This window comes from Streptomyces sp. NPDC053542, assembly GCF_044544685.1.
In the GTDB taxonomy this organism is placed as follows: Bacteria; Actinomycetota; Actinomycetes; order Streptomycetales; family Streptomycetaceae; genus Streptomyces.
This window is the reverse complement of sequence record NZ_JBITXL010000011.1, coordinates 180940-193402: the sequence shown is the minus strand read 5'-3', so window position 1 is coordinate 193402 and position 12463 is coordinate 180940. Positions and strand designations below refer to the sequence as shown.

Genomic DNA, 12463 nt, shown 5'->3' with positions numbered 1-12463 from the left:
TGAAAAGAGTGAATGAAACCATAGGCTCGTAGCTTCAATACATCTTCCTCGTTACATGGTGTGCGGCCCGAAGTTTGCGGTCGCATTGCCTACAAGGAGGAACAATGATCAAGAAGGTCGTCGCTGCTGCGGCTGCTGCTGGTGGTCTGATGCTCGCGGGTGCGGGCCTGGCCGTCGCCGACTCGGGTGCGCAGGGTGCTGCCCTCAATTCCCCCGGTGTCCTTTCCGGCAACACCGTTCAGGTGCCGGTCCACGTTCCGGTGAACGCCTGCGGCAACACGGTCTCCGTGATCGGGCTGCTGAACCCCGCCTTCGGCAACACCTGCGTCAACGACTGACGTTGACGATCACTCCCATGGGGGTGTGATCCCGGTCGGCCCCGCAGCGCGTCCCATGCGCTCCGGGGCCGAAGGGTTTTCGACGGACGGGCACCCACGACCGTCCGTCCCGGCGGACGGGAACCCACGCTCTGTCCGCCCTTCGAAAAGCAAAAAGGGGAAGGGACGACCTATGCGTAAGGTCGCGAGAAAAAGCCTGATCACTGTGGTGGCCGCGAGTGGCGCGCTCGCCGTTTCCGGCGGTTACGCGCACGCGGATTCGGGCACGAGCGGCGCGTCCGCTCATTCACCGGGGGTGCTGTCGGGAAATACGGTCCAGGTCCCGGTCCACGTCCCGGTCAATGCCTGCGGAAACACCGTCAATGTGGTCGGCCTGCTCAACCCGGCCGCGGGGAACAGCTGCGGGAACGGCTCCGGTGGCACAACGCACGGCTCCGGCCCGAGCGCCGGAGCGAAGGGCGGTACCGACGACTCCCCGGGAGTCGGCTCGGGGAACACCGTGCAGGTCTCCGTGGACGCCCCGGTCAACGCCTGCGGGAACAGTGTGGACGTCGTGGGCGCGCTCAACTCCGCGACGGGCGCCGAGTGCGGCGACTGCGCGTCCTCCGGCCCCGGTCAGCCGGAGCCCCCGGGCAGACCGGATTCGCCGGGTGGGCCGGATTCGCCGGGCGGACCGGAATCGCCGGGCCCGTCCCAGCCGCCGGGTGACGGCACGACGCCCCCGTCGCACGAGCCGGGCGATTCGGGCGGGCCGGGATCGACCCCGCCGGGCGGCGACGAGGGCTCGGACCTGCACCCGCAGACCCCGCCCCGCTCGCACGAGGAGATCGTCACCACGCCCGCGGCCGACGCCCCGCCCGCCGCGGACGAACAGCTGGCACAGACGGGTACGGGCCCGGTGGGTGTGCTCCTCCCGGCCGGCGCGGCCCTGCTCGGCGCGGGCGTCCTCGTGTACCGCAAGGCCCGAGCGGCGGGAGGGGTGCGGGGATAGCCGCAAGAGGTGCCGCCGAGGGGTGATTATCGGCCGCCGCGCGTGAGGAATCGGCCGTTCTCGTCGGGACGGCGGGCGGATCGTTCGCGGACCGGGTAGTTCCGCGAAACGGCACAAAACCGGAGGAAAGACTGCGCTTTACGGTGCTGCCCCGCCACCGGTGTTCGGGGGCGGGGCGCCTTTCACGCCCCGCCCGACCCGGCGGTCGGGGCGTCATCGGACCCGGTACGGGCCCGTATCACCAGGTCGCGCGAATCTGGCGGATGATCCGGCGGCGCAGCCGCACCTTGCGGCTGCCGTCCGGGTTGAGGCGGAGGCGGTCCAACTCCCAGTGTCCGTACTCGGCGTGGTCTGTCAGCAGGCGTGTGGCGGCCTTGCGGGAGACCCCCCGAGGCACATACACATCGCAGAATTCATATTCCGGCATCGCATCTATTGTGCGGGACCGGCCCGGGTACGGATAGCGTCTGCACTATGTCTGATGCTGCGCAGCCCTCCGCTGCCGAGGTACGTGCCGCCGCCGAGGCGGTCAAAGCCGCGCTGGACCGTCACCTCGACGCGGTGGAACGCCGCTCGGGCGAGGACGATGCCGCCGTTTACGCCGCGTTCGACGAGCTGGCCGCGGCGGCAGAGGCGTACGACGAGCTGCTCTACGACACCTACGACGAGGTCACGCCGTTCGAGATCCCCGGCAGCGACGGGCTGCCCGCGTACGCGGGGCCCGAGGAGCCGAGTGCGCTCAGCGTGCTGATCCGCCGGGACTACACCGTCGTGGAGCCGCAGCGGCTGCTGTCGCAGGCGCAGCGCATCGCCGATCTCGACCCCGGCTCGGCCACGGAACCGGGCGCCGCGCAGAGCCCGTCCAGGCCCGGCGGGAACGCGGCGGCCGCCGTGGTCGGCAGCAGCGTGCACGCGGCGCTCGGCGTGCTCTTCGGGGAGTACGAGCCGGACGAAATCGCCTCCCGGCACAAGGAGTTCGGCCTGGAGGAAGGCGACTCCACGCTGTGGGTGGCGGCCGCGGAGGAACCGCCGGAGCCGGGCGAATGGCTCGCAGCCCCCTTCGAGCAGGCCGACCCGCAGCACGTCGTCTGCCGCTTCGACGTCAGCTCCGTCTTCGACGAAGAGCTGGACTTCGGGGACGAGGACGACGAGGTCGACGCGGTCGACGTGGTCGAGGAGGACGACGAGGTCGTGGCGGACGACGAGGACGTGGACGTGGTCTCGGACGACGAGGACGTGGACCCGGACGAGGACGAGGACGCCGAGGACGCCGAGGGGGACGACGGCGCGAACCGGGCCCGTCGGGGGAACGCGAACGGCCGGGGCGGGGCCGCGGCCGACCCCGAGCTGGAGGTCATCGACCGGGAGCGCTGAGGGCCGGGGGCCGGGCCCGGTGGTCGTGCGCGCCCGCCCCGAAGCCCCTGCGCCCGCCCCAGAGCCTCCGCGCTCGCCCCGGGGAGCCCCTGCGCCCGCCCCGGAGCCTCCGCGCTCGCGGCCGGTGACACCGGCCGCCTCGGCGGGGGCCCGGGACGGGCGCGCTCACGTCGCAGGTCTTACGAGGCGTCCGCCTGCCACTCCGCCTGCTGGAGGCTGAGGAGGGTGCGCAGGCGGGTCGTGCGCTCCTTGGCCGGGATTTCGGCGACCGCGCGGGGGAGTGCCTGGTCGGCGCCCTGGACCACGGACAGATGGCGCTCGGCGCGTCCGAAGGCGGTGTAGACCCAGGCGCGGGTCAGCCCGGGAGCCGCGTCGCCCGGCACCACCACCACGGCCGCCGGCCAGCGCATCCCCACGGCCTGGTGGGCCGTGAGCGCCCAGCCGTGCCGCAGCGCGCCGCCCGCCACCTCGTCGCGAGGCACGACGACGGGGGTGCCGCCGCAGTCCAGCCGCAGCCCGTCCGCGTCCGCACCGGTGACCTGGCCCGGCACCGTACGGCCGGGAGCGGGGCTGTACGCGACCCGGTCGCCGGGGTCGAAGCCGCCGAACCGGCCCGGGCCGGGGTTGAGCCGCTCCTTGAGCGCGGCGTTGAGCGCGCGGGTGCCCGCGGCGCCGCCGTGCCCCACGGTGATGACCTGGGTCTCCGCCGTCGGTACGCCGATCGCGCGCGGTACCGAATCGGCGACCAGCTGGACCGTACGGTGCACCGCCTCGCCGGCATCCCGCACCGGAACGATCACGACCTCCTTCTCCGGTGCCTCGACCTCCGTCAGCTCGCCGATGCCGACGCCGGAGACCAGCTCGCCGATGGGGCCGAAGTCCGGGGTACGGGAGGCCACCTGCGGGCAGCAGCGGGCGGCGAGCAGGTCGGCGAAGAGCCGGCCGGGGCCCGCGGACCACAGCACACCGGGGTCGCCGCTGAGGACGAGGCGGGTGCCGTCGGCCAGCGACTCGATGAGCAGCGCGGCGGTCTCCAGGTCCAGCTGCGGCGCGTCCAGCACGACGAGCAGGTCGAGGGCGAGGGAGCCGTCCGCGTTCCGGCCGGGGCCTTCGCGGCCGGCCAGCAGGCCGCCGAGCGTGACGGCGGCGGGCTGCCCGGCGGCTGCCGCGGCGTCGGGCGCCGTCGGTGTGCCGGAGGCGTCGTACTGCGCGGTGGCTTCGGTGACGAGGTCCGCGAACCGGCGGCGGCCGTCCGCGGTGTGGGTGGCGCCGACGGCCCGCAGGCCGAGCGCGCGGGCCGCGGCGATCAGCGCGGCGGGCTCGGCGCGGGCGGCCTCGCCGCCGGTGTGCGCGACCAGGCCGCTGTGCGCGGCGGCCCGGATGAGCTCCCCGGCGGAGGACGAGGGCGCGGCCGCGGCGACGGCCTCCCAGCGCGCGGCCGGGACCCGCGGGGGGCGCGGGGCGATGTCGGCGTCCGCGGGGGTGTCCGTGGCGGAGATGTCCGCGGCGGGAACGTCCGTGTCGGGGACGTCCGTGGCGGGGGTGTCCGTGGCGGGAGTGTCCCCGCTGGTACCGGCTTCGGCTGCCAGGTCCACGTCCACGTCTGCGTCCGTGCCTGCGTCCGTGTCTGCTTCCGCGTCTGCGGCCGCCTCCGGGGCCCCTTCCCGGCCCGCCTCCGGGGCGGCTTCGGCGTCGGCGGGCACGGGCGCGTCCGCCTCCGCCTCGGCCTCCGCTTCCGCATCCGTCTGCGGGATCGGCTCGAAGGTGTTGAGCAGGCGGGAGAGGCCGTCCGCGACGCTCTCCTCAGCCATCGCGAAGCGGTCGAGGCCGAACAGGAGCCGGACGGGGCGCTCCTCGTCCTCCTCGGCGTCCGCCGGGCGCGGCGGCGCCGACGGATCGTCCAGGGCGTCCTGGAACACCAGCACCTCGCCCTCGGCGATCGCCGTCTGCAGGGCCTCGTCCGGGTCCGGCACGGCCCGCGCCGCCAGCGCGGCACGCAGGGCGCTCGCCTCCAGCGCGGAGTGGCCCGCCAGCGCGGCCTGCTCCAGCAGCCAGCCGATCAGGGCCTGGCCACGGCGCTCGTCGCCCGGGCCGCACTCGGGGCCGAGCAGGGCGCGGGCGAAGGTGTCGGCCTGCTCCGGCCGCACGCCCGCGACGGCCAGGAGCCGCCAGGGGTCCTCGCGCAGCGTCTCGCCGGCCTGCTCGCCGAGCGCCCGTACGGCCTTCTCGGCCAGCGCCTCGGGAGCGCCGCCCGCCGCGAGGACCCGGCGCGCCCCGTCGATCCCCGGGGCGAGGGGCCCGCTCAGCGCCTCCCGCGCCGCGCCGCCCTGCGAGCCGGGCCCCTGAGTTGCGCCGCCCTGCGAGCCGGGCCCCTGAGCTGCGCCGCCCTGCGAGCCGGGCCCCTGAGCTGCGCCGCCCTGCGGGCCGGGCCCCTGAGCTGCGCCGCCCTGCGGGCCGGGTCCCTGCGGACCGCCCGGCCGTGCCCCCTGCGGGCCGCCGCCGGAAGCAGTACCGGGGCCGTACGCGCCACCCGCCGGCCCGCCGCCCGCGCCCGCCGGCCCGCTGCCCGCACGCGCGGGCCCGCCGGCGCCCGCCACGGCACCAGCCCCGGCAGGCGCAGCCGCAGCAGCACCGGCGCCGTGCCCGGCCGGCGGCCTGCCGCCGTTCGCCACGGGCCGGCCCCCGGGGGCGGCACCGGCCCCACCGGCCGGTCCGCCGGGTGCCCCCGAGGCACCCGGAGCGGCCGCCGGTCCCGTCGCGCCCGCCGCGCCCGGCCCCGTCGGAGCCGGGCCGCGCGGTGCCTCGTTGAAGAAGGACGCCGCCGAGCGCTCGCCGCTCTCCACGGCCCGCACGGCGGCCGCCAGCGCAGCAGCCGAGGCTTTCGCTCCGGCCGCACCACCGGCGCTCCCACCGGCCCCGGCACCGGCGTCCGCACCGGCCCCGGCACCCGCCGCACCACCGGCCGTACCGGCCGAGCCGCCCGCACCCCCGGCGGACGCGGCCGCCGCGTCATCGCCCGCGGGCCGCGGGCCGCCATCGCCCGCCGGGGCCGGCGGCTCCGGGGCCTCGGCAGGGGCGGGGGCGCCGGTGGGGTGGTCGGTGTTCACAGGGTGCTCCAGTCGTGGTCGGGATAGCGGTGCACGGGCGCGGAGACGTCGTCCAGTGCACGCCGGATCTCGTCAGGAAGACTAAGGGTCTCCACTGACAATGCCGCTCTGAGCTGCTGCGCCGTGCGTGCGCCGACGATCGGCGCGGTCACGCCGGGGCGGTCCCGGAGCCAGCACAGCGCGACCTGGAGCGGGGTGACGGCGAGGCCGTCCGCCGCCGTGGCGACCGCGTCGACGATGCGGCCGGCGGCCTCGTCGAGGTACGGCGCGACGAACGGCGCCAGGTGTTCGGACGCGCCGCGCGAATCGGGCGGCGTGGCATGCCGGTACTTGCCCGTGAGGACGCCGCGGCCGAGCGGGGAGGACGGCAGCAGGCCGAGGCCCAGGTCCAGCGCGGCAGGCAGCACCTCGCGCTCGACGCCGCGCTGGAGGAGGGAGTACTCCAGCTGCGCGCTCGCCAGCCGGGTGCGCACGGCCGGCGCCGCCAGCTGCCAGGTGGCGGCCTTGGCGAGCTGCCAGCCGGAGAAGTTCGCGACGCCCACATAGCGCGCACGGCCGCTGCTGACGGCCGTGTCCAGGGCCTGGAGCGTCTCCTCCAGCGGCGTGTCCGGATCAAAGGCGTGGACCTGCCAGAGGTCGACGTAGTCGGTGCCGAGGCGCTCCAGGGAGTCGTCGAGCGCCGCGAGCAAATGGCGGCGGGAGCCGTCGACCCGGCGGTCCGCCTCCAGGACGCTGCCGGCCTTGGTCGCGATGACCAGGTCGCGGCGCGGCACCATGCCCTCCACGATCCGGCCCAGGAGATACTCGGCGCCGCCGTCGGCATAGACGTCGGCGGTGTCCACGAGCGTGCCGCCCGCCTCCCAGAACGTCTTGAGCTGATCGGCGGCGTCACGGTCGTCCGTGTCGCGCGCCCAGGTCAGCGTGCCCAGGCCGAGACGGGACACGCGCAGGCCGGTGCGGCCGAGGTGCCTTTGCTCCATGGCCCCTGAGATTACTGGCCCGTCCCGGACTTGCGGGGACCTGTGGACAACCGGCAACGCGGCGGCGGCCAGTGGACGTCTTACGCCGGGCACGGGGCCCGAGTTACAGTCCCCGAGCAGCATCATTACCGGTGAGTAATTCGAGTGAGGGAGCCGCATGAAGCTCGGGATCAACCTCGGCTACTGGGGTGCCGGCATGGACGAGGACAACCTCGCCGTGGCACAGGAGGCCGACCGGCTCGGGTACGCGGTCTGCTGGGCGGCGGAGGCGTACGGCTCCGACGGTGCGACCGTGCTCTCCTGGGTCGCCGCGCAGACGGAGCGGATCGACGTCGGATCGGCGATCTTCCAGATCCCGGCGCGCACGCCCGCCATGACGGCGATGACCGCCGCGACGCTGGACTCGCTCTCCAACGGCCGCTTCCGGCTCGGGCTCGGCGTCTCGGGGCCGCAGGTCTCCGAGGGCTGGTACGGCGTGAAGTTCGACAAGCCGCTGGCGCGCACCCGGGAGTACGTGGAGATCGTACGGAAGGCGATGTCCCGGGAGCGGCTGACCTACGAGGGGCAGCACTGGACGCTGCCCCTGCCCGGCGGGCCGGGCAAGCCGATCAAGCTCACGGTGCACCCGAAGCGCGAGCGCGTCCCGCTCTACATCGCGGCGATCGGGCCGAAGAACCTGGAGCAGACGGGCGAGATCGCCGACGGCGCACTGCTGATCTTCCCGGCCGCCGAGCACCTCCAGGACACCGCGATCTCGCACCTCCGGGCGGGCCGGGAGAAGGCCGGGCTGACGATGGAGGGCTTCGACGTCTGCCCGACGCTGCCCCTGGCCGTCGGCGAGGACAAGGACGTGGCGGCGCTCGCCGACACCTTCCGCCCGTACACCGCGCTCTACGTGGGCGGCATGGGCAGCCGTAAGCAGAACTTCTACAACCAGCTGGCGCGGCGGATGGGCTACGAGCAGGCGGCCACGGAGATCCAGGAGAAGTACCTGGCCGGCGAGAAGGACGCCGCGGCGGCGGCCGTCCCGCACGAGCTGATCGACTCCACCACGCTGCTCGGCTCGGTGGAGCGGATCGCGGAGCGGATGCAGGCGTACGCGGCGGCGGGCGTGACCACGCTGACGCTGTCGCCCGCTGGCTTCACGCTGGAGGAGCGGATCGCCGCGCTGCGGGCCGGCACCGAGGCGCTGGAACGGGCCGGACTGGCCTGACACGGCTGAATGGCCCTGGGGCGGGGGGCGGCCCCAGGGCCGGGGCCTGCGGCCGTGGTGGGGGCTCGGGGGTCTTCCCCGCCACGGCCGTCACACAGCACAACGCGCCGACGCCCGGGGTGGTTACGCCCCGCGCACGGCCCTCTGGTCCATCGTTCGGGCGAGTTCAGCGGCCTCCGTGTTGCCGGGGACGGCGCACCGCACTTGACTTTTCCTTTGCGGGTGTCCTGTTCGAGGTGGCGTCCTGGAGGTCCGTCGATGCTCACGGCGAAGAGTCTGTTCCAAGAAATCCTGGACCACGACGAGTCCTTCCGGCTGTTCTGCTCCATCGCCGCGAGCGGCGAGTCGCAGGGCGGCTGGGAGAACGGGCGGATCGCCGCGCTGGTCCCGGAGAGCCAGCGCGCGATGGCCCCGAAGGTCGCCCGGCACGGCGCGGACGAGGAGAAGCACGGCCGGATCTTCAACGCCCTGCTGCGCCGCCGCGGGCTGCAGGCCGTCGCGGTCCCCGCGGCCGCCGACTACACGATGCTCCTGGAGCGCCGCGGCATCGGCCTCGCGCACGAGAAGCTGCAGCGCGACGAGCCGCTGGCGGAGCAGGACATCATTGCCTACCTGGCGCACAGCAGGGTCACCGAGCAGCGGGCCGCCGAGCAGATGGCGATGCTCAAGAAGTACTTCGGCGACCACCCGGAGGTGGGCAAGGCGGTCCGGATGATCGCCAGGGACGAGGACAACCACCTCGCGTACTGCCACGAGGAGCTGCTGCGGCTGGCCGGTGCCGGGCACGACGAGGAGATCCGGCGGGTCCTGCGGGAGAGCGCGCGGACAGAAATCGCCGTCTACCGTGACGTCAGCCTGGCCGTGATGGAGCGGATGGGGCACATCCTGCGCTGGCCCCGCGTGAAGCGGGCGCTGCTCACGGCCGGCATCCACGCCGTGTACGCCTACGAGCGGGCGTTCGGCTGGCGGCGCCTGGTCGGCCTGCGGACGCCCGAGAAGCCGGACCCGCTGGGCGGCCCGGCCCCGGCGGCCGCCGAGTTCGCCTGACGCCCCGCTGACGCCTGTACGGAAGCGGTCCGCCCAGCCCCTGAAGGCGCGGTGGCCCAGCCCCTGAAGACGCGGGCCCAGCCCCTGAAGGCGCGGCGAACGCAGCCCCTACAGCCACTCGCGCCGCTTGAAGAGGCGGTACAGCGCCACTTCGAGGGCGGCCATGACCAGCAGGCACGCCGGATAGCCGAAGGTCCACTTCAGTTCGGGCATGTGCTCGAAGTTCATGCCGTAAACGCCCGCGATCATGGTCGGTACGGCGGCCAGCGCGGCCCACGCCGAGATCTTGCGCATGTCGTCGTTCTGCCGCACGCCCATCTGCGCCAGGTGCGCCGAGAGGATGTCCGACAGCAGCCGGTCCATGCCCTCCACGGACTCGTTGGCCCGCGTGAGGTGGTCGTCCACGTCGCGGAAGAAGGGCCGCGCCTCGTCGTGCACGAACGGCACGCCCGGGTTCTGCAGGCGGGCCATCGGCTCGGCCAACGGCCCCGTGGCGCGCCGGAATTCCAGTACCTCACGCTTGAAGGCGTAGATCGTCTGCGCGGTGCTCCGGGTGCTCCCGCCGCCCTTGGTGTCCGGGCCCACCGGCGCGAAGACGGATGCTTCCAACTCCTCCAGGTCGAGCTGGAGTTCCGCGGCCACGTCGATGTAGTGGTCGACCACCGCGTCGCTGACCGCGTACAGGACCGACGTCGGGCCCTTCTCCAGGACCTCGGGTTCGTGTTCCAGGCGCGCGCGTACGGAGGCCAGCGGGCTGCCCTCGCCGTGCCGCACGGTGACGACGAAGGAGTCGCCTATGAAGAGCATCAGCTCGCCCGAGTCGATGCTGCCGTCGGAGTCGTCGTACACGATCGGCTTCAGCACCATGAACAGTGAGTCGTCGTACACCTCCAGCTTCGGCCGCTGATGGGCCTTGAGTGCGTCCTCCACGGCCAGCGGGTGGAGCCCGAACTCCTCGCTGACCTGCTCGAACTCCTCCTCGGTCGGCTCATGCATGCCGAGCCACAGAAAGGAGTGCCCCTCCGCGCGGGCTTCGTCGAGCGCGGTGGAGTATCCCGCCGGCTTCTCGATCCGCCGGCCATTCCGGTAGATGGCACAATCCACGATCACACGGGGCATTCTCGCTGCCAGGGCCCACTCGTGCCAGGGCGGTCCCCGGGCGGCACGTCCTCCGCTCACGTCCGGCACGTAGGCTGGTCGCCATGCCCACGCTGCTCCTCGTACGGCACGGCCGCTCCACCGCCAACACCTCCGGCGTCCTCGCGGGGCGCACGCCCGGCGTCGCCCTGGACGAGCGCGGTGCCGCGCAGGCCGCCGCGCTGCCCGGCCGGCTCGCCGCCGTGCCGCTGGTCGCTGCGGTGTCCAGCCCCCTCCAGCGCTGCCAGGAGACGCTGGCCCCGTTGCTGGCGGCCCGCCCGGGGCTGCCGCTGCACACCGAGGACGGCATCAACGAGTGCGACTACGGCGACTGGTCGGGGCGCAAGCTCGCCGAACTGGCCGACGAGCCCCTGATGGCCACCGTCCAGCAGCACCCCTCCGCCGCCGGCTTCCCCGGCGGCGAGACCATGCGCACCATGCAGAACCGTGCCGTCGACGCGGTCCGCGCCTGGAACGCGCGCATCGAGGACGCGCACGGCCCCGAGGCGGTGTACGTGATGTGCTCGCACGGGGACATCATCAAGTCCCTCGTCGCGGACGCCCTCGGCATGCACCTGGACCTCTTCCAGCGGGTGTCCGTCGAGCCCTGCTCGGTGACCGCCGTCCGCTACACGCCGCTGCGCCCGTACCTCGTGAGGCTCGGCGACACCGGTGACCTCGGTTCGCTGGCGCCCAAGGAGGAAGGTTCCGGCACGGTCCCGGAGCGCGACGCGGCGATCGGCGGTGGCGCGGGAGCATCGTGATCAGCAGGCGCAGTAGGGTGGTGCGACGGCGCTGCCCACCACGCCAATCCTGTGATCCGTTTCCCGTGACCACAGACCCCCGCAGTCGAGCAATCGGAGCAGGACCTTGTCCCGTCAGGTGTTCTTCTACGACGCGCCGGACCGCTTCGTGGCCGGCACGGTCGGGCTGCCTGGCCGTCGCAGCTTTTACCTCCAGGCCACAGCGGCCGGCCGCACCACCAGCGTCGCGCTGGAGAAGACCCAGGTCGCCGCGCTGGCCGAGCGCATGGACGAGCTGCTGGACGAGGTGGTGCGCCGCAGCGGCGGCAACGCCCCGGTCCCGGCCGTCGCCCCGGCGGAGATCTCCGACACCGCTCCGCTGGAGAGCCCGGTGGAGGAGGAGTTCCGCGTCGGCACCATGGCGCTGGCCTGGGACGGCGACGAGGAACGCATGATCGTCGAGGCCCAGGCGCTGGTCGAGCTGGACGCCGACAACGACGAGGACCTCGCGGAGGCCGAGGAGCGGCTGCTCCAGGACGACGAGAACGGCCCCCCGATGCTGCGCGTCCGGCTCACCGGCACCATGGCCCGCGCCTTCGCCAAGCGGGCCCTGGAGGTCGTGAACGCCGGCCGTCCGCCGTGCCCGCTGTGCAGCCTGCCGCTCGACCCGGAGGGACACGTATGTCCGCGCCAGAACGGATACCGGCGGGACGCCTGACGCCCGCCGAGCTGGAGGAGCACCTCCGGCACGGCGAGCTCACCGTGCGCGGCCGGGTCCGCGAGGCGTCCAACGCCGTCCTGTACTGCACCGTCGAGCACGACGGCTGGTCCGGCGCGTGCGTGTACAAGCCGGTCGCGGGGGAGCGCCCGCTGTGGGACTTCCCCGACGGCACGCTCGCCGAGCGCGAGGTCGCCGCGTACGAGATCTCCCGGGCGACCGGCTGGGACCTCATCCCGCCCACCGTGCTGCGCGACGGCCCGTACGGGCGCGGCATGGTCCAGGAGTGGATAACGGCGTCCGACGAGGACGACAGCCCCGAGCTGCTGGCCCTGATCGAGGACGAGGAGCCGGGGCCCGGCTGGAAGGCCGTCGGCCTCGCACAGGTCGGCGAGGACCGTACCGCGCTCCTGGTGCACGCCGACGATCCGCGGCTGCGCCGGCTCGCCGTCCTGGACGCGGTGATCAACAACGGCGACCGCAAGGGCGGCCACCTGCTGCCGACCGCCGACGGCCGCGTGTACGCCATCGACCACGGCGTCACCTTCCACGCGGAGGACCGGCTGCGCACCCTCCTGTGGGGCTGGGCGGGTGAGCCGCTGACCGAGGAGGCCCTCGCGGTGCTGAAGCGGCTGGCCGCGGAGACCGCCGAGGGAGAGCCGCTCGCCGCCCGACTGGCCGAATGTCTCACCGACGGGGAGATCACCGCACTGCGCGAGCGGATCGCCGGGATGCTGCGCTCCGGCGTACATCCGCAGCCCAGCGGGGAATGGCCGCCTATTCCCTGGCCCCCGGTGTGATCGGGACGGCCCGGC

General features: G+C 74.0%; 12 protein-coding genes. 8 read left to right on the top strand and 4 right to left on the bottom strand.

Going from position 1 to position 12463, the window contains the following annotated elements:
* Positions 1-104: 104 nt before the first annotated feature.
* Both chpH and ACIGXO_RS28495 read left to right on the top strand, forming a co-directional pair.
* Entirely contained in the window at positions 105-338 is a 234-nt protein-coding gene (chpH, locus tag ACIGXO_RS28500; protein WP_031063609.1) for a chaplin ChpH, read from the top strand.
* A gap of 172 nt (positions 339-510) precedes the next feature.
* Complete coding sequence (locus ACIGXO_RS28495) at positions 511-1329, top strand: chaplin (RefSeq protein WP_399792467.1); 819 nt, start codon at positions 511-513, stop codon at positions 1327-1329.
* 238 nt (positions 1330-1567) lie between these two features.
* On the opposite strand, the gene ACIGXO_RS28490 is transcribed toward ACIGXO_RS28495, so the two are convergent.
* Complete coding sequence (locus ACIGXO_RS28490; protein ID WP_030252120.1) at positions 1568-1756, bottom strand: DUF5703 family protein; 189 nt, start codon at positions 1754-1756, stop codon at positions 1568-1570.
* Positions 1757-1803: 47 nt separating this feature from the next.
* Here ACIGXO_RS28490 and ACIGXO_RS28485 point away from each other — a divergent pair, with 47 nt between their 5' ends.
* Entirely contained in the window at positions 1804-2703 is a 900-nt protein-coding gene (locus ACIGXO_RS28485; protein WP_399792465.1) for a hypothetical protein, read from the top strand.
* 179 nt (positions 2704-2882) lie between these two features.
* Here ACIGXO_RS28485 and ACIGXO_RS28480 read toward each other — a convergent pair whose 3' ends face one another.
* Both ACIGXO_RS28480 and ACIGXO_RS28475 read right to left on the bottom strand, forming a co-directional pair.
* On the bottom strand, positions 2883-5810 hold the full coding sequence (locus tag ACIGXO_RS28480) for a helix-hairpin-helix domain-containing protein (protein WP_399792463.1): 2928 nt from the start codon (positions 5808-5810) through the stop codon (positions 2883-2885).
* Positions 5807-6790, bottom strand: coding sequence for an aldo/keto reductase (locus ACIGXO_RS28475; protein WP_399792461.1), 984 nt, complete (start codon positions 6788-6790; stop codon positions 5807-5809). Before ACIGXO_RS28475 ends, ACIGXO_RS28480 begins: the two co-directional genes overlap by 4 nt.
* A 157-nt stretch (positions 6791-6947) precedes the next feature.
* On the opposite strand from ACIGXO_RS28475, the gene ACIGXO_RS28470 reads away from it, so the two are divergent.
* Positions 6948-8003 (top strand): LLM class F420-dependent oxidoreductase, encoded by a 1056-nt coding sequence (locus ACIGXO_RS28470; protein WP_399792459.1) that lies wholly within the window; start codon positions 6948-6950, stop codon positions 8001-8003.
* 258 nt (positions 8004-8261) lie between these two features.
* The gene (locus ACIGXO_RS28465) at positions 8262-9050 is read left to right on the top strand and encodes a ferritin-like domain-containing protein (RefSeq protein ID WP_399792457.1); all 789 of its coding nucleotides are present in this window, start codon (positions 8262-8264) and stop codon (positions 9048-9050) included.
* A gap of 108 nt (positions 9051-9158) precedes the next feature.
* Here ACIGXO_RS28465 and corA read toward each other — a convergent pair whose 3' ends face one another.
* On the bottom strand, positions 9159-10169 hold the full coding sequence (gene corA / locus ACIGXO_RS28460) for a magnesium/cobalt transporter CorA (protein ID WP_399792455.1): 1011 nt from the start codon (positions 10167-10169) through the stop codon (positions 9159-9161).
* Positions 10170-10252: 83 nt separating this feature from the next.
* Here corA and ACIGXO_RS28455 point away from each other — a divergent pair, with 83 nt between their 5' ends.
* From ACIGXO_RS28455 to ACIGXO_RS28445, 3 genes are all read left to right on the top strand, one after another.
* Positions 10253-10951, top strand: a complete 699-nt coding sequence (locus tag ACIGXO_RS28455; protein WP_399792453.1) for a histidine phosphatase family protein — start codon at positions 10253-10255, stop codon at positions 10949-10951.
* A gap of 106 nt (positions 10952-11057) precedes the next feature.
* Positions 11058-11648 (top strand): DUF3090 domain-containing protein, encoded by a 591-nt coding sequence (locus ACIGXO_RS28450; RefSeq protein WP_399792451.1) that lies wholly within the window; start codon positions 11058-11060, stop codon positions 11646-11648.
* Positions 11612-12448, top strand: coding sequence for an SCO1664 family protein (locus ACIGXO_RS28445; protein ID WP_399792449.1), 837 nt, complete (start codon positions 11612-11614; stop codon positions 12446-12448). Before ACIGXO_RS28450 ends, ACIGXO_RS28445 begins: the two co-directional genes overlap by 37 nt.
* Positions 12449-12463 lie beyond the last annotated feature (15 nt).